This is a genomic window from Mesorhizobium sp. PL10 (genome assembly GCF_053714315.1).
Window position 1 is genome coordinate 99626 of sequence record NZ_JBSKBR010000017.1, and the last position, 16562, is coordinate 116187.

At 60.3% G+C, this 16562-nt stretch carries 14 protein-coding genes; 2 read left to right on the forward strand and 12 right to left on the reverse strand.

What is annotated here, in order from left to right:
- Window positions 1-78 precede the first annotated feature (78 nt).
- The 3 genes from ACWGTO_RS24645 to ACWGTO_RS24655 all read right to left on the reverse strand — a co-directional run bounded on the left by ACWGTO_RS24645 (window position 79) and on the right by ACWGTO_RS24655 (window position 4801).
- Entirely contained in the window at window positions 79-1932 is a 1854-nt protein-coding gene (locus tag ACWGTO_RS24645; protein ID WP_454577399.1) for a UvrD-helicase domain-containing protein, read from the reverse strand.
- Complete coding sequence (locus tag ACWGTO_RS24650; RefSeq protein WP_454577400.1) at window positions 1929-3911, reverse strand: ATP-dependent nuclease; 1983 nt, start codon at window positions 3909-3911, stop codon at window positions 1929-1931. The genes ACWGTO_RS24645 and ACWGTO_RS24650 overlap by 4 nt, the downstream gene beginning before the upstream one ends.
- 89 nt (window positions 3912-4000) lie before the next feature.
- Window positions 4001-4801, reverse strand: coding sequence for a hypothetical protein (locus tag ACWGTO_RS24655; RefSeq protein ID WP_454577401.1), 801 nt, complete (start codon window positions 4799-4801; stop codon window positions 4001-4003).
- 404 nt (window positions 4802-5205) lie between these two features.
- On the opposite strand from ACWGTO_RS24655, the gene ACWGTO_RS24660 reads away from it, so the two are divergent.
- Complete coding sequence (locus ACWGTO_RS24660) at window positions 5206-5736, forward strand: FecR domain-containing protein (RefSeq protein WP_454577402.1); 531 nt, start codon at window positions 5206-5208, stop codon at window positions 5734-5736.
- 20 nt (window positions 5737-5756) lie between these two features.
- A complete protein-coding gene (locus tag ACWGTO_RS24665; protein ID WP_454577426.1) occupies window positions 5757-7625 on the forward strand; it encodes a CHASE2 domain-containing protein in 1869 nt (622 codons plus the stop codon).
- A 196-nt stretch (window positions 7626-7821) separates the two neighbouring features.
- Here ACWGTO_RS24665 and ACWGTO_RS24670 read toward each other — a convergent pair whose 3' ends face one another.
- The 9 genes from ACWGTO_RS24670 to metH all read right to left on the reverse strand — a co-directional run bounded on the left by ACWGTO_RS24670 (window position 7822) and on the right by metH (window position 16520).
- Window positions 7822-8151, reverse strand: a complete 330-nt coding sequence (locus ACWGTO_RS24670) for a DUF2934 domain-containing protein (RefSeq protein WP_454577403.1) — start codon at window positions 8149-8151, stop codon at window positions 7822-7824.
- A gap of 106 nt (window positions 8152-8257) precedes the next feature.
- Entirely contained in the window at window positions 8258-8863 is a 606-nt protein-coding gene (locus ACWGTO_RS24675; protein WP_454577404.1) for a BA14K family protein, read from the reverse strand.
- Window positions 8864-9000: 137 nt separating this feature from the next.
- Window positions 9001-9495 (reverse strand): DoxX family protein, encoded by a 495-nt coding sequence (locus tag ACWGTO_RS24680; protein WP_454577405.1) that lies wholly within the window; start codon window positions 9493-9495, stop codon window positions 9001-9003.
- A gap of 346 nt (window positions 9496-9841) precedes the next feature.
- Window positions 9842-10321 carry a tetratricopeptide repeat protein gene (locus tag ACWGTO_RS24685; protein WP_454577406.1) on the reverse strand — a complete coding sequence of 160 codons (480 nt, stop codon included), beginning with the start codon at window positions 10319-10321 and terminating at the stop codon, window positions 9842-9844.
- A gap of 32 nt (window positions 10322-10353) precedes the next feature.
- The gene (locus tag ACWGTO_RS24690) at window positions 10354-11325 is read right to left on the reverse strand and encodes an MBL fold metallo-hydrolase (protein ID WP_454577407.1); all 972 of its coding nucleotides are present in this window, start codon (window positions 11323-11325) and stop codon (window positions 10354-10356) included.
- 146 nt (window positions 11326-11471) lie between these two features.
- Entirely contained in the window at window positions 11472-11678 is a 207-nt protein-coding gene (locus ACWGTO_RS24695; RefSeq protein ID WP_454577408.1) for a DUF680 domain-containing protein, read from the reverse strand.
- Between the two features lie 255 nt (window positions 11679-11933).
- Window positions 11934-12332: a helix-turn-helix domain-containing protein gene (locus tag ACWGTO_RS24700; RefSeq protein ID WP_454577409.1), complete on the reverse strand. Its 399-nt coding sequence runs from the start codon at window positions 12330-12332 to the stop codon at window positions 11934-11936.
- Entirely contained in the window at window positions 12332-12628 is a 297-nt protein-coding gene (locus ACWGTO_RS24705) for a type II toxin-antitoxin system HigB family toxin (protein ID WP_454577410.1), read from the reverse strand. Before ACWGTO_RS24705 ends, ACWGTO_RS24700 begins: the two co-directional genes overlap by 1 nt.
- A gap of 82 nt (window positions 12629-12710) precedes the next feature.
- The gene (gene metH, locus ACWGTO_RS24710; RefSeq protein WP_454577411.1) at window positions 12711-16520 is read right to left on the reverse strand and encodes a methionine synthase; all 3810 of its coding nucleotides are present in this window, start codon (window positions 16518-16520) and stop codon (window positions 12711-12713) included.
- Window positions 16521-16562: the final 42 nt, after the last annotated feature.

The following is a 16562-nucleotide window of genomic DNA, read 5'->3' on the forward strand; positions in this document are numbered from 1 at the left end:
ACCTCGCGACCTGCAGGCAGGTTCAGGCGGAAGGGCTCGAAAGTCCGACACACCTCTGAGGAGCGTTCGCGCTATGCATTAATCTACGATCGTTTGGCCTTCTACCCTCTCGAGCCCAGCTGGCCGCAATAACCTCTCTAGCCAGGTGACCGGTTGCCCGCGTTCGATGCAGAGAGTAAAAAAAGCCCGCTGCATCGCTCGTGTGAAAGCCACGAAAAATGATTTCAGTTCCTCTGGGCGCTGCGGCGTCAAGCTCCACCACGTCTGGTTATCGAGCCCGTAAAATATCACTGTATGGAATTCGAGACCCTTGCTCTTGTGAATTGTCATAAGAACGACCTGACCGATGCCTTCGAACTCGTCTAAGGTATCGGTCCAATTGCCACCCCCTAACGCGCATTCCTGTAGAAGGGCGAGAAAACCGCCCCAGGCACGATTAAAGTCAATCTGACGTCGATACTCGGAAAAGGCCTGCCGCAGCTTCTGTTCCTGCAAGAATTCTAAAGCGTGTCGCGCGGCCATTTCTACAGCATCCTCATCCGGGCTCTTACCGAGCATCGAACGGCGTGCCTCCCGCACGAATGTTTCAAGACGCTGTTCCTGTCTCTGCAAAGCTCTGTCGTCGTCGCTGTCGACGGCCTCTAGGAACTGAAGATTTTGAAGGGAGGTATCCCAATCGTTTGGACTGCGGACGGAACTTCCAAGGCGCAGTAACGGCAAAAGTACTTGCGTGAGTTCCTCGCCCAGCACATCTTGGATCGAAATTCCGCTAACCTCGCGCGCGAGGTTTCGTAAACGAAGGCCGCAGAGGGCAAAGGCATCGGTTAGCTTGCCTTCGACGTCGTTTGCATACTGGCGAACTAAGATGGCAATGTCGTGCTGTTCAATCGTACCGGCCGCAACTTCCTGCGCAATCCACGTCGCGATGACTTCAGCTTCCTCCTGCTCTGTCCCGAACTGCCAAATGGCGGCAATATCACCATCAACCGAGCGCTCAGCCCGCGCCTCTGGGCGTTCTACCTCTGGATCTATCTGAGAGGCAATCGCATGTTGTATCCGAACAAGATCTTCGTGAGAGCGCCAATTGCAAATCAGCGATACTTGGCGCGCCTGATAATCGGCCACAAATGTATCAAAAGCTTCCGGGATCGCACCGGCCCAGACCATGATGCGTTGCTTGTAGTCTCCGACCGCCGTTAGAATCGGATCGGCGCCATTAAAGGCCGCCTGCAAAAGTTCATACTGGGGAAACGTTGTGTCTTGGAATTCGTCCAAGAAGATGACCGGATAGCTGATATGGAGTGCACGCCTAACCGCCGGATTTTCCTGCAGCATTCGCAGGGCCAAGCGGTTCATCATAGCAAATGAAAGCAGGACATCTTCATAGTCCTCGAACTGAGCCTGCCAATATGCACGCACTGATTGAATGGCTAAGCTTCCATTGCGAAATGGCAACGGCGTCCGGGCAACCAGCCGCTCGAGTTGCGGTGCGTCGATCGCATGAATATTCTTTCGCCGTAGAAAATCACTAAAATCAGCGCGCTTCGGCATGACAACGTGGTAGTCGGCGGGTGGTCGAAACTCATCGGGTATTGCCGCTCTAAACCGGTCAACCAGATTCTTTGCGAATGCGTCGAACGTGAAGGAGTTGAAACGGCGTGCCTGTTCGGGCGTGCAACGCTTCTCAACTCGGAGCGCCAGATTGCGCGCTGCATCACGCTTAAAACTGATCGCCAAGATGCGCTTCGGAGCGGGACAGAGCCCCGTCAACAGCAAGTATGCCGCCTTCTGCGCCAGAAATTCTGTCTTACCAGCACCGGCGCCTGCTGTTACCAGCACGCTCTGGTCGCTCTCTCTAAGCGCCTCCCAAGCCCGCGGCTCGAGATCATCGACACCCTGCGGTCGCCAGTCTTCGGGGCGGATCAGGCTCATTCGTCCACTTCCGGCAGACCGAGGGATTCGCGGATTGTATCGATCAACGCCTTAAGTTCTTTAGGAGCTTTTTCGGCAAGGCTTTCCTTTTCAATGCGGGAAAGCGCGACAATGTGCGTCTCCGGCTTGCTACGGTTCAAGAATAGATAAGGATACCAGCCGAACGCTTCATTATATTCATCGCCGTACAGATCAGGATCGCCGCCCGTCTTTAGCGCGGTGCTCTTCTTCTCAGCGACCGCGTCGGCGCCCATGCGGGGGCCTTGCCCGCCCGGGTGAGAGATTTGGTATTCGTCCGAGAATGCGAAGAGCATCGCGAAGTCGAGATCTAGTGGATGTGAGAAGAATACGTTTTGCTCGGCAAGAGCATCGAACCAGTCATGATCTTCATCAAGCAGTTCTTCATTAGTCAGTTCATCCAGCGCTTCCAGGTCTACGGTTCCGCCCTCCACGTAGGAATTTTCGGAAAGGTCCATCCCGCTCTCTTGCAAATCATTCACTGCCTTCTCAATTGTGTTCGCTCCGCCATGTCGCCGGCCAAGATCCAGATCGAGTAGCGTTGCATGCGGAATCCGTAAATCGGAAAGCAGCTTCCAGAAATGACCGGCGAAACGACCCGCCAGGGGGACCACTGGCACAAAGGATGGGTCGAGCGGAATACCCATGGCGGTTGCAATTCGTGGAATCACCAGCCGCTCCGAGTCCCCTTCACCCAATACTACAAATTTCGCGAAATAAAGTTCGGGATATGCTTTCACGGCAAGCCTAACATATTGCCTCGCTTCCTGATCGCCTGTCGGTAGTGTGAGCTTCCGGACATAGCTCCGCCGCGTGTTACGGTTGAGCCGAAAATACCGCACCTCCTCCGGTTCGATCCGACTCAGGATTGCCGGTGAATGGCTCGACAACATCACTTGGGCCGTCGGCAACGCGCCAATTTCCCGTGCTTGAGACACGATTCGCGACAAAAAGAACGGTGAGAGGCTGTTCTCTGGCTCTTCGATTGCGAGAAGCGTCAAATGTGTTCTGCGAAGCTTTTCGTGTTCGAATGCACTTCCGGCGGCAGGTTGAGCAAAGGCGTCCTTCTCAACCTCCAATGTTGCCGCAGTAAGGGCGATATGGAACAGTGATCGTTGGCCGTCGCTTAGGTCGGCTAGTTCGCGTTCGCGTCCCTCTTCATCGGGCGAGAAAACGAACTCCGCCTTTCGCACCAATTCCTCGAAACGACTATCGACAAGTCTCAGCGCCGGCGTCGTTTCGGTGTCCGCTTCATTCAGCTGACTCCACCGTGCCGACAGACGCTCAATCACGAATTCTGCTGGTTCTTCGCGCTCAAACAATTGCTGAATCCGCTCCGCTCCTTGAGCGCTGCGATTGCGAAAGCCCTCTGACCAACGAGCAGCCTGCCAGAGTCGACCCTTCAGAAGATTTGTCACCTGGCTGGCGGCATCGCGCGAGGCCGGAACGTAAACTAGTTGGACAGATCCACGGTGGACCGATTGAACCCGTGTGCACTCATCCCAATTAAAAGTCTCTTCGAGTGTTTTTATCCAGCGCAGGTCTTCTTCGATATCGCCGTCTGGCGTGCTGTCATCAGTCCACGTCGCACGAAGCTGCATACGAACCTTGAGTGGCTCGCCGGGGGCGGAGGCGGCCATCTGTAGGAAGAATTCTGGAACTGCATCTTCGTAATCTTCTTCATCCAGCCCCTCAAGTTCTGGGAAGCCAAAGACGACTTCGATCGCTAGCGAAGCGCCTGACTCTAACTCCTGGCTGCCCTTTGGAATGTGAAAATCGCGGCGACGGATTGTACGCTGGGATGACGTGACGCCGAACAGCCGTGAAAGGGCAAGAAATGCGGCTGTCTTGCCGGAGCCGTTGCCGCCGACGAACGTTGTCACATTCTCCTCGAAAGCGATCTCCTTTCGATTAGGGCCGAAACACTGAAAATCCCGGATGCTTAACCGCTCAATCTTCATTGTTCTCCCCACTCCAACCAATATATCCCCACGGGAAGGATATATTTATCTAGAGCTTGGAGTCGAGAGGTAGAATTCAGTCGTCCCACTTATTGAATTGCTGGAGCGGCGAGATAGGTGACCGCGACCTGGGCGATGCCGACCAGAATAAGAACTCCGGTCAACACGGCCAAAATAATCTGCAGCCGGGCGTTTTGCTTGAAGCGCTTCTCATCCAGCTCAAATGAGATCAGGCCGGCGACGCCCTTAGGTGACAGGCGATAATTGCCGCCTTCCTGAGTCAACTCCCCGCTCCCCACAAGTGATTCGAGAATGAGACCGTAATAATTCGTGGTAGCTTCGCGATCAGGGTGTCGGAAACTTCGCAGGGAGTACAGCTTCCAAATCAGGTCCATCCTATCTGATGTGAAGCCGCTCTTCTCGATTGTCTTCGAGACGAAGTACCGGAGGACATCAATGCGCCCCTGCCGCACTAGTGGCTTTCGGTTGAACCGTGTCTGCGCCCATTGGTCCTTAGCGTAATAAATCCAATGATAAAAAGTCCATTGACTCAAGACAAAGCGCCAAGCCTCCGTCGTGGTTATGCGGTGCCCCTTGAAATAGTGCTCAGCCTTAAAGCCAAAGTCCTGCAACGCGGCCCTCGGAATGCTACAGGCATAGGCGACGCCAGTTGGCTCGTTGTAATAGTGCCCTGAAGCAGCCACCGGCCCTAGCTCATCCACCAGGAGTTCATTGTTCTTGTTGGCTGGGTCATAGAACCGGATGTGAACGCAGTCATTGCCGCTGGCGGACGAACCCGTAATGTGAAGCTGTTCCTGGACGGGCTTCCTGGCCGCAATCTTCAAAGCGGCTACGTATGCTCGATTCCGAATCCAAGTCTTGATGCCCATATCGGTGCCCCCCAATCCCCATATAGTAGGCGCGAGACGAGGCTGTTAGAGGTGGGCAGGTTTCATCCTCAGAAAACAAAAGCAGCCCGCACGTTGCTCGAAGTCGTGACCGACTAGGCACGGATGTCCCCTTCACGTTCCCATATCTGGTATACGCACTGAAGCAGGATTGGATATGGTCGTCTGAAAGGTCCGCTGTTGCAACCATGGGGGCACCTCCCTCGCCCTGCGTGCCCGGCGAACGCGACCCGCCTAACGTTGGGGCAGCTTGTCGTGTTACGATTGCCGGTCGGCATCCCTCAAGCCAACGCGGCTGCAAGTGCCGGCTCGTGAACCAAACATGCGGCAAGTTGACGGCAGAAGATTTTCCTGTCGCAGAGTTTCTGTAAAGCGAGGAGACGTTGATGAGCGCAAGGGCCCGATTTTTCCGTAGCCTGGTGGCTGTCCTGTTTGCCGGTGTCTTCTGGGTGGATGCCGCCCATGCGCAGGATGCAGGGTGTACGTTCGAGCCGGTGGCCGGTACGTCTCGACAGATTCTGAGATGTCGGGACGGACTTGCCGTCATTGTGGAAGGTGGCGCTCGATTTACGCTGGAGGATCGCGATCGAAACGGCAGTCCCGACGCGGTCAGGTTGCGGCGCAAAGCGCTGCTGCTCGATGCTCCGGCCGGCGCGGTCCAGGGTGGCTTCGCGGTTATCACCCCGCAGGCGATCGCCGCGGTGCGAGGCACAAAATGGGCAGTCGACGTTGGCAATGGCAAGACGTCTGTCTTCGTCCTGAGAGGTCGCGTCGCCGTGCAAAGACCGGCATCCACCGCCGTCGTGGTCCTCGCACCGGGCGACGGCGTGGACGTCGAGGCCGGGACAGGCAAACTCATCGTCAAGCACTGGCCCGCCAAGCGCGTTTCCGCATTGCTGGCCCGTTTCGGCCAGTGAGCTTGCCCAATGAGCTTGCAATGAGCCGACGAGGGCTTCCGACGCTGATCGCGCTCATTCTGGCGGGTCTTTGGGGCGCCGGCCTGGGCTTCGCGCACTGGCACGGCAATTTGTGGTTTCTCGATCGCGTCGAGGCAACGATGACCGATCTTCGAACGCTTGTCCGAGGAACGGCAAAGCCGCCGGAGCTGATCACCATTGTCGCAATAGACGATGAAACGGTGCGGCGCGAGGGCAGCTATCCCCTCAGCCGCGCCATGCTCGCCCGAATCATCGATACGATAGAGCCGCTCGGGCCGAAAGCCATTGCGCTCGACCTGCTGCTGGTCGACCCCGGGGCAAAGGACACTGACGAGGCGCTCGCGCGTTCGCTGAGGAGGAGTAGAAGCGTAATCGCTGCGGCGGCGATCTACCCCGGAAGCAAACAATGGACGCTGGCCGTGGGCGAAGGACCCCTCGCCAGCGTGCCGAATGCCGAGCGGTTCCTGTGGCCCCTGAAAGCGTTTTCGGACGCCGCCGCCGTCGGCGTCGTGAACGTGGGCACCGACAGGACGGGAACGCCCCGGTTCGTGCCGTTGCTGTTTCGGACCGGAGATCAGTTGCAAGCGTCCTTCTCCTTGCGTGTCGCCGCAATAGCGGCGGGAGCGGACCCTGGAATTGCGCCGGATGATGTATCGCTGGACGGACGGTCGATCCGAACGGACATAGGTCACATCCTGCCTCTGACGTTCTATGGCCCGCGCGGCACGATCCGCACGATCAGCGCCGCGACGGTGCTGGAGGGCCATCTCGATCCCGGCGCTATCCGGGGTCGAATTGTCTTGATAGGAGCGACCGCAACCGGCACCGGCGATGTCTTCCCGACACCATTCGATCCCATACTGCCGGGCGTCGAGGTCATGTCGACGGCGATTGCCCATCTGATGGCCGGCGACGGAATCGTGCGCGACCAGAACGTTCGACTTGTAGACGCGGGCTTTGCGGTGGCGCTGCCCATGCTTCTTGTCGGCCTGTTGGCGTGGCGCCGAAACGCCATCGGCCTCACGGCGGTCGCCGGCGTGGTCCTGATCTGGTTCGTGGTCAACATGACCGCCTTCCTGCACCATATCTGGCTGAGCGCCGCGCTGCCGATGACCGCTGCCGTTCCGCCGGCAATCCTGTTTGGGGCCGCGCAGCTTTGGCTGGGCAGGAGCCGGGCCCAATATTTCGCCACCCAGAGCCAATTGCTTCAACGCGTTGAAGCGCCAGGACTGGGGGCATGGCTCGCCAAGCATGGCGACTTCCTCTCGGAACCCGTCCGGACAGAAGCCGCCATCCTGTTCATCGACCTGTCCGGCTTCACCGGATTGAGTGAAACATTGGGACCGAGCGCCACCCGCGAACTCCTGAACAATTTTCACGCGTTGGTGGATAAGGAAGTGACGAGCTGTGGTGGCGTTGTCACGAGTTTCATGGGTGACGGCGCCATGATCCTGTTCGGCCTGCCGGAACCGGCGACAGACGACGCCTTCAATGCTGCCCGCTGTTGTGTCGGGCTCTCCAGCCGCACCAACAGTTGGCTTGCCTCGTTACCTGCGTCGACCGCATCCCGGATCGGCTTCAAGATTGGAGCGCATCATGGAACAATCGTGGCCTCTCGACTCGGCGGCGAAGGGCGTCAGCACATCGCGGCCATCGGCGACACCGTCAACGTTGCAAGTCGCTTGATGGAGATCGCTGCCGGCCGGAATGCCGAAGTGGCGGTGAGTGACGAAATGCTTGATGTCGCCGGTCGCGACTGCGCATTGTTCAAATCCGGTGCTTTAAGAGGACCTGTGGAGACACAGATCCGTGGGCGATCCGGCTCACTCGCAATCTGGTTTTGGCAGAGTGCGCGGGCGCCGCAGTAGATCCGGCCCCGTGATCAATGGCGCCATAACCTCGCCAGCGGCTCAACGAGTGCGCGCGGCACTTAAAAACGCAGCATGGATCCTGAAGCCCAATGCGTTCCGGCACGCCGTGTCTGCTAGACCGAAAAACTTACGCTCACACGGCGCTGACGGAAGTAAGCCTGTAGCAGCTTTCGGCCCGCACGCAGGCCCCCGATCAAGACGTGGGCCGCCTTTTCCCCTTGAGGCTCCGAGCCGCCTGCTCAACCGCCGCCCGGTCGGTGCCAAGTCTGTCGATCAGCTCCTGCGCCTCGTCGCCGGATATGCCGGTGCGCACGGCCAGTTCCTCGACGGTCAGGACGTCGGTGCTGGCGATCTCGCTGGTTTGCGGCAGGGCATCGTCGGCCGTCAGGGGCAAAGCTGCTTCCCTGTCGATCTCCATTTCGGCCTGGTGCCAGTGCCGCTCGGGATCGCCGTGATGCCCGCCTTCGCGTTCCCAGATCTGGTATGCGCGCTGCTCAATCTTGTCGTGGCGTTGGTCGCCCATCGTGATTTCCTCCGTTGCGTCAGGGATGAACGCGGGGCCGATCCGAACGATCCAAAAAATTTGCGTGATCGCCGGGGTCGCCTACGCCTCGGGCGGCGCGTGGCGCCTACTCGCACTGGCGCCTCGGCCCGCCGGAATAAGGCTGGTAGCTGTCGTCCTCGGGTCGGTAGGAGCGATAGCGGCTGAAGCAGGATTGGATATGGTCGTCCGAAAGGTCCGCTGTTGCAACCAAGGGGGCGGCGCCCTCGACATAGCTGACCTCGGCGGGTTGCTGCGCGGTCTGTTCGGCGGCGTTGGCGTCGAGATAGGGCGACATGCAGGGGCGCTGCTGTCCGCTGTAGGACATGTAGCTGTTGTCGTCAGGATTGTAGGAGCGGTAGCGATCCGCGCACCAGCTGACATGGGCAGCCGGCAGCGCGGCCTGCTGCTCGCCCATGTCGGGCGCCACAGCGCTTGTAGTGGTCGGGTCGGGTGACTGCATCCTGGCGGCGGCGTCGGGTGCCGGGGGCTGCGCAGCGGCCACGCGCTCCAGCCCCGGCGCTGCCTTGTCGATCTTTTGTGCGTCCTTGGTCCACAGTTGCGAGACACTGTCGGCGGGTCCGGCCTGATGCACGGGCTTGGCGACAATCAGCCAGGCGGCGAAAGCCAGCCCGCTGGCAAAGACCGCAAGGGTCAGGACGAAGCCTGCGATCAGTGCCAAAGCCGCTTTCATCTCACACTCCTTGATCCCCAGCTAATAGAATGCCGAGCATCGGGACTGGTTCCAGCAGGCGAGCATTTGGTACGGGCCGGCATAGCGATGCGCAAGGGCAGCACGCCCCCTCAAACCGGGTAGCGTCACCTTCATCGTCATGTCGTTCTCCGCCGCCAGCAGTGCTGCCACCATGTCCTTGGCGCCCTGGCGCTGCTGCAGATGGGCGCCACCAGCCGATCCAGCGAGAACGCGCCGGCACCGGTCATGGCCAGCACGAACATGCCGCCGGCGATTGCCAGGTCTTTTTCGAAATGCAGCAGTTCGTTCTGGCTGGCGAGGTTGGTGTGGAACAGAAGGGCCGTCGCCAGGCAGAACAGGCCGAGGCCGAGGGCGCCGAGGCGGGTGAGCAGGCCTGTTGCGATTGAGAGCCCTGCCCCGAGTTGCAGCGCGATGGTGGCGATGAACATCGGCAGGGGCACGCCCATCGCAGCCATCGCTTTGGCCCCTGCTTGGAAATGGGTGGCGAGCGTCAGGCCTTCATGCAGGAAGAGCACGGACAACAGCAGGCGGGCGACCAGCAGGATTGCGTCCTTGAGGTGGTATTTTGCGGCGAGCAGGCGAAGCTTCGCGGCGTGGTCGGTGGGCGTCATGATCTGGCTCCGGGTCTTGGCAATGAGCAGGCACACCGCGCGCCTGGTGGGGCACGCAGGAGCTGCGCTGGAAGTGAGTGATATCCGAGGGGCCGGAGCCGGCCTGAGGGAAGCATGCCGGCTCCAGCTTTTTGGGCGCCGGCCACGATCGCCCAAACTGAACTGGTTCAAAGGCTGACGGGGCACCGAGGCCCCCTCATCCGGCCGCTTCGCGGCCACCTTCTCCCCGAGGGGAGAAGAGACGGGTGTCGCGGCCGAGCACCCCTTCCTCTCCCCTCGGGGAGAGGTCGGATTGCCCTTCGCAATTCGGCCTTGGCAATCCGGGTGAGGGAGAACGTGCCAGGCCTTACTGCGTCACCTTGGTGTCTATGGCCTTTTGCAAATCCTCGAGTTCCTCGCAGCCGGCGGGGCACAGTTTTTGCAGCGAGGCCAGCTGTTCGTTGGCCTTGGCCATGTCGCCGGTCTCGACATAAAGCTCGCCCAGATATTCGCGGGCGGCCTTGTGGTCGGGTTTCAGCTCCAGCGCCTTGTTGTAGTAGGTCAGCGCGGTGGTGAAATCGCCGGTCTTGCGCAGCGTGAAACCGAGCAGATTGTAGACGTCGGCCTGCTGGTTGTCCTGCGCGAGATCACGCAGATCGGCCAGCGCGCCCTTGTAGTCCTTGACCGCGATCTTGGCCTGGACGGCGGTGAGATCCGGCGCGTCCGTACCTTCGATATCGTCGACCGCATAGGCCGGCATGATCGTTGCGACGGGGACCACGGTCAGCACGGCGATGGCGCCGAGCAGGCCGAACAGGGCGTTTCGGCCCAGATTGATCTGTCTCATTGTCTTTCTCGCTTTGTGTTTGAGCTAGCCGTTCAAATTTGGACTGGCGTGAAACCGTAGGCATTGCCGTCCTTGACGAAGACGCCGGTGCCGGGGAACGGGAAGTGCGAACCGGAAATGCGGATGTTGTCCGCGATCACCCGGTCGATGATCTTGTGGCGGGTGGCGATCGCCGTCGGCCCGTCCTGGTCGTAGGCCCCCTGCCACTCCGGATGCGGCGCCAAGAGGGCCGGCACATACATGGTGTCGGCCGAGATCATCAGCTGTTCCTTGCCGGAGTTGGCGAGGTAGACCGAGTGGCCAGGCGTGTGGCCAGGCGCGGCGATGATCTGGATACCGGGCACGACCTCGGCGCCGTCCTCGACCAGCTTCCAGTTCTTCCATTTCGGAAAATTTTCGGCGATGCGCTTGCCCGCCGGCTTGCGGCCCTCGGGAAGCTTGGCCAGCCGGCTGGGATCGGTCCACCAATTGTATTCGGTGGCGTTGACGATCAGCTCGGCATTGGGGAACACCGGCGCGTTGGTGCCCTTTTCCATCAGGCCCCAGACATGGTCTGGGTGGAAATGCGAGATCATGATGGTGTCGATCGCCTTGTAGTCGATGCCTGCGGCGGCCATGTTGGCCGGCAAATGCGTGGCGTTGGTCTGCCACTGGCCAACGCCCGAGCCCGCATCCATCATGATGAGCTTGCCGTTCATCTTGAGCACGACAACGGTGAGCGGGATCGGCATGAACTCGGTGGTCAGCCCCGCCTTGGCGAGTGCGGCCTTGGTGTCGTCGACCGAGACATTCTTGATGAAGGCCGGGTCATGGGGCTTGCGCCAAATGCCGTCATAGATGGCGGTCACCTCGATATCGCCGACCTTGTATTTGTAGAAGCCGACCGACGGCTCGACCGGCGTTTCGGCGAAGGCGGGCTGAGTGAATTCCAGCTTGCCGGCAAGGCCGAAAGCGGTGGCGGCGAGTGTGGTTCCAAGCAATGTGCGACGTGTCATGCTGAACATGGTGATTTCCTCTTGTGAGTGGTGTCTGAAGTGGCGGAAGAGATGACGGAGAGCGCCGGCTCCCGTCCTGATGCGGCGGCGCCGCGGGATCTAGCGCCGGCACTCATGAAACTCAGTTGCCCCAGATGCCGTCGCGGTTGTGCTGGTCAATGATGTCCTGCACCGAGCCCTGGTTCGGCCCGGTCGTTCACCTTGGCGTCGACGCCGTCCTGGTGCGCTGTGTAGGGAATTGAGGCCGTCGCATTGGTGTCGACTGCAGGCTGGTTGGCCTTGTTGGTGAAGTGGTCACTGCCGGCAAAGGCAGCGCTCGAGGCAAGCAGCATCGCAGCCACGCTGAAAGCGAGCTTGGTCATGTCCAAAATTCCTTGTTTCGTTTCTTCGGGGTCGCGGGCCGGAATGGCCCCGCTGATAACAAGACCCGGAAGGCCTGAGCTTTATTCCCCGGTGCGGTGAGATTTTTTTGGAAAGGGGGAGAGATCAACAAAGAGCGGCCTGGCAGGACTTGCCTCTTGGCCTCCATCCATCGACGGCGCCAGTTCATCTGGCGCCGTCCTTGAACCTGTTGCCGTCCCGTTCGCTCGTGGTCAGGCGGCTGGGCGGCAAATGTGCTAAGCGCGCTTGCGTTCCTTATCTTTCGCAAGGTGGTAAGGCCGCACAAGAACGTCCGCTGGAATGTGCCATTCCTTGCTGAGCTTGAAGACCATATCCATGGTGAGGGCACGCTTGCGGCTCAGCACTTCGGTCGCACGAGGCGAAGACCCGATTACATCGGCCAGAGCTTTGCGAGAAAGTTTGAACAGTTCCATGTGAGAACGAATGGCTTCGACTGGATCCGGCGCTTCAATTGGGTAGTGCTTGTCCTCATAAGCCTCGATCAAGGTTGCAAGGACGTCGAAGCGATCACCATCGGCAGAGCCCACCTCGGGTTCATTCTCAAAGTATTTGGTGATCTCCGCAATCGCCCAATCATAGTCGGCTTCGGTCTTAATGGGTCGAATGTTTTCCATCACACCTTCTCCGGATCAATCTTGTCGTAGTCCTTGTGTGTCCCGACGAATTTGATCAGGACACGACGAAACTTGTAGGCGACATGAACAATCAAACGGTACTTGTTGCCGCCTATGTCGAAAATGACACGATTGTCGCCGACAAAATCAACCGCGGCACCAAACACAACCTTGATGTCGGCAGGGGTCTTCCAGTCGGCCTTGTCGACAGTCACATACCATGCAGTCAAAGGCGCTTCGGCCTGATTGTGCTTGGCCCAGAAGTCCCTCAGTGCCTTCTTGGCAATGATCTGCATGACTCAATATAGGATATTCCCAAATTGGGAACAAGTGGGATTTTCCCAATTTGGGAAAATGGTCGACCGAAGAGCGGGGCGCCTACTCCGCCGCCTCGGCACAGTGCTGGGGCACATAGTTGAGGATCGGGCCGAGCCAGCGCTCGACCTCGGCGAGCGGCATGGCCTTGCGGCGGGCGTAATCCTCGACCTGGTCACGCTCGACCTTGGCGACGCCGAAATAATAGCTTTCGGGATGCGCGAAATAGAGGCCGGACACCGACGAGCCCGGCCACATCGCATAGCTTTCGGTGAGGCTGACGCCGGCATTGCGCTCGCCATCGAGCAGCCTGAACAAAGTCGCCTTTTCGGTATGGTCGGGCTGCGCGGGATAGCCGGGCGCCGGGCGGATGCCGCGATAGGGCTCGCCGATCAGCTCGTCCGGCGCCAGTTCCTCGTCGGCGGCATAGCCCCAGAACTCCGTGCGCACCTTCTCGTGCATGCGCTCGGCAAAGGCTTCGGCGAAGCGGTCGGCCAGCGCCTTGACCATGATCGAGGAATAGTCGTCATTGGCGCGCTCGAAACGCTCGGCGATCGCCACTTCCTCGATCCCTGCCGTGACGATGAAGCCGCCGATGTAATCGGCCTTGCCGATGTCCGCAGGCGCAACGAAATCCGACAGCGCGACATTGGCCTTGCCGTCGCGCTTGGTCAGCTGCTGGCGCAGCGTGAAGAAAGTGCCCAGCTCCTGCGAGCGTGCCTCATCCGTGAACAGCCTGATGTCGTCGCCGACGGCATTGGCAGGCCAGAAGCCGACGACGCCGCGCGGCGCGAACCATTTTTCGGCGATGATCTTCTTCAGCATCGCCTGCGCATCCTCGAACAGCTGGCGCGCGGCGGTTCCCTGTGCTTCGTCCTCGAGGATCTTGGGGTAGCGGCCCTTCAGCTCCCAGGTCTGGAAGAAAGGCGTCCAGTCGATGTAACGCGAGAGCTCCGCCAGATCCCAGTTGTCGAACACTTTCACGCCGGTGAAGGACGGCTTCGGCGGCTGGTAGGCAGACCAGTCGATCTTGTGCGCATTGGCCCTCGCCTTGGCCAGCGGCAGCCGCTGCTTGTCTGCTTCCGAGCGGGCATGCGCGTCGGCGACCTTCTTGTACTCGGCTCGCACGGCGTCGACATAGTCGGCCTTGCCGTCGTTGGACAACAGCGCCGAGACCACGCCGACCGCCCGGCTGGCGTCGGTGACGTAGACCGTCTGCCCTTTGGCGTAGCGTGGGTGGATCTTCACCGCCGTGTGCACGCGGCTGGTCGTGGCGCCGCCGATCAAGAGCGGAATGTCGAAGCCCTCGCGCTCCATCTCGGCGGCCATATGCGCCATCTCGTCGAGCGACGGCGTGATCAGGCCGGACAGGCCGATAATGTCGACTTGTTTGTCGCGCGCCGTCTGCAGGATTTTTGCCGCCGGCACCATGACGCCGAGATCGATGATCTCGTAATTGTTGCAGGCAAGCACGACGCCGACGATGTTCTTGCCGATGTCGTGGACATCGCCCTTCACCGTCGCCATCAGAATTTTGCCTGCCGTTTGGCGCTCGCCATTGTCGATGCCGTTGGCGGCGTTGGCCAGTTTCTCGGCCTCCATATGCGGCAGCAGCCCAGCGACCGCCTGTTTCATGACACGCGCCGACTTCACCACTTGCGGGAGGAACATTTTTCCCGCCCCGAACAGGTCGCCGACGACATTCATGCCGGCCATCAGCGGACCTTCGATGACATGCAGCGGGCGCTCGGCGCCAAGCCGCGCTTCCTCGGTGTCGGCGTCGATGAATTCGGTGATGCCGTTGACCAGCGCATGCGAAATCCGCTGTTCGACCGGCAGCTCGCGCCAGGCGAGATCGCGCTCCTGCGCTTCCTTGCCGGCCGTGCCCTTGAAGCGTTCGGCGATCTCCAGCATGCGCTCGGTGGCGGTGCCGCCGGCCTTGGGGGCGCGGTTGAGAACGACATCCTCGCAGGCTTCGCGCAGCTCCGGCTCGATCATGTCGTAGACGGCCAATTGGCCGGCATTGACGATGCCCATATCCATCCCGCGCTGGATGGCATGGTAGAGGAACACCGCGTGCATGGCCTCGCGCACCGGCTCGTTGCCGCGGAACGAGAAGGACAGGTTCGAGACGCCGCCCGAGATATGGACATGCGGCAGTGTCGAGGTGATCTCGCCGGTGGCCTCGATGAAGTCGACGCCGTAATTGTCGTGCTCCTCGATGCCGGTGGCGACCGCGAAGACATTGGGGTCGAAGATGATGTCCTCGGGCGGAAAGCCGGCCTGTTCGGTAAGCAGCTTGTAGGCGCGGGTGCAGATCTCGACCTTGCGCGCCTTGGTGTCAGCCTGGCCGGCTTCATCAAAAGCCATCACGACCACTGCTGCGCCATAGGCCCGCACCAGCCTGGCATGATGCAGGAAGGCTTCCTCGCCTTCCTTCATCGAGATGGAATTGACCAGCGGCTTGCCCTGCACGCATTTCAGGCCGGCCTCGATGATCTCCCACTTCGAGGAGTCGACCATCACCGGGACGCGCGCGATATCAGGCTCGGCGGCGATCAGGTTGAGATACTCGACCATCGCGTTCTTCGAATCGATCAGGCCCTCATCCATGTTGATGTCGATGATCTGGGCACCATTGGCGACCTGGTCGCGCGCCACGTCGAGCGCCGGGACATAGTCGCCCGCCGTGATCAGTTTTCGGAACTTGGCCGATCCCGTGACATTGGTGCGCTCGCCGACATTGACGAAGGGGATCTCGTCGGTCAGCGTGAACGGCTCCAGCCCGGACAAGCGCATCTTGCGCTCGATCTCGGGAATGGCGCGCGGCGGATATTTTTTGACCGCTTCGGCAATCGCCCGGATGTGCTCCGGCGTCGAGCCGCAGCAACCGCCGACGACATTGACCAGCCCTTCCCGCGCGAAATTCTCAATCTGTGCGGCCATGAAGTCCGGGCTCTCATCATAGCGCCCGAATTCGTTGGGCAGGCCGGCATTCGGATAGGCGCAGACGAAAGTGTCGGCAGCGGCCGATATTTCGGCCAGATGCGCGCGCATGGCGTTGGCGCCGAGTGCGCAGTTGAGGCCGATGGTGAACGGGCTGGCATGGCGCACCGAATGCCAGAAGGCGGTCGGCGTCTGCCCCGACAGCGTGCGGCCTGAGAGATCGGTGATGGTGCCCGAAATCATCACCGGCAGGCGCACCTCTTTCTCGATGAAAATCTCGTTGCAGGCGAAGATCGCCGCCTTGGCGTTCAGCGTGTCGAAAATGGTCTCGATCAGGATGATGTCGGCGCCACCGTCGATCAGGCCGCGCAGTTGCTCGCCATAGGCCAGGCGCAAATCGTCGAAGGTCACGGCACGGTAGCCGGGATTGTTGACGTCGGGCGACATCGAGGCCGTGCGGTTGGTCGGCCCGAGCGCACCGGCGACGAAGCGGCGCTTGCCGTCTTCCTGCTCGGCGCGAATGGCGGCGCGGCGCACCAGCCGCGCACCGTCGCGGTTCAGCGCATAGACGGCATCCTCCATGCCGTAATCGGCCTGGGCGATCGACGTCGAGGAAAAGGTGTTGGTCTCAAGAATGTCAGCGCCGGCAATGGCGTATTGGTAGTGGATCTCCTCGATCGCCGCCGGCTGCGTGAGGATCAAGAGGTCGTTGTTGCCTTGCTGGTGACAGGCGCAGCCGGCGAAGGCCTCGCCGCGGAAATGCTCCTCGTCAAAACCCAGGTCCTGGATCTGCGTGCCCATGGCGCCGTCGAGGATCAGAATGCGCTCGCGCGCTGCCGCGGTGAGCGCCGCAAGCACTTCCGAACCGTCGGGCTTGGCCGCGACGGGGCCGAACAATGCGTCCAGCGATGCAGAATTCTGCGACATTTCTTATCCTTGAGGCGATAACCATCACATAAGGATATCTTT

Coding starts and splice junctions, on each gene's coding strand:
- ACWGTO_RS24650 (WP_454577400.1), bottom strand. CDS start 3,911: ATGAAGATTGAGCGGTTAAGCATCCGGGATTTTCAGTGTTTCGGCCCT.
- ACWGTO_RS24675 (WP_454577404.1), bottom strand. CDS start 8,863: ATGAAAGCGGCTTTGGCACTGATCGCAGGCTTCGTCCTGACCCTTGCG.
- ACWGTO_RS24695 (WP_454577408.1), bottom strand. CDS start 11,678: ATGACCAAGCTCGCTTTCAGCGTGGCTGCGATGCTGCTTGCCTCGAGC.
- ACWGTO_RS24645 (WP_454577399.1), bottom strand. CDS start 1,932: ATGAGCCTGATCCGCCCCGAAGACTGGCGACCGCAGGGTGTCGATGAT.
- ACWGTO_RS24700 (WP_454577409.1), bottom strand. CDS start 12,332: ATGGAAAACATTCGACCCATTAAGACCGAAGCCGACTATGATTGGGCG.
- ACWGTO_RS24705 (WP_454577410.1), bottom strand. CDS start 12,628: ATGCAGATCATTGCCAAGAAGGCACTGAGGGACTTCTGGGCCAAGCAC.
- ACWGTO_RS24690 (WP_454577407.1), bottom strand. CDS start 11,325: ATGTTCAGCATGACACGTCGCACATTGCTTGGAACCACACTCGCCGCC.
- ACWGTO_RS24660 (WP_454577402.1), top strand. CDS start 5,206: ATGAGCGCAAGGGCCCGATTTTTCCGTAGCCTGGTGGCTGTCCTGTTT.
- metH (WP_454577411.1), bottom strand. CDS start 16,520: ATGTCGCAGAATTCTGCATCGCTGGACGCATTGTTCGGCCCCGTCGCG.
- ACWGTO_RS24655 (WP_454577401.1), bottom strand. CDS start 4,801: ATGGGCATCAAGACTTGGATTCGGAATCGAGCATACGTAGCCGCTTTG.
- ACWGTO_RS24670 (WP_454577403.1), bottom strand. CDS start 8,151: ATGGGCGACCAACGCCACGACAAGATTGAGCAGCGCGCATACCAGATC.
- ACWGTO_RS24680 (WP_454577405.1), bottom strand. CDS start 9,495: ATGACGCCCACCGACCACGCCGCGAAGCTTCGCCTGCTCGCCGCAAAA.
- ACWGTO_RS24685 (WP_454577406.1), bottom strand. CDS start 10,321: ATGAGACAGATCAATCTGGGCCGAAACGCCCTGTTCGGCCTGCTCGGC.
- ACWGTO_RS24665 (WP_454577426.1), top strand. CDS start 5,757: ATGAGCCGACGAGGGCTTCCGACGCTGATCGCGCTCATTCTGGCGGGT.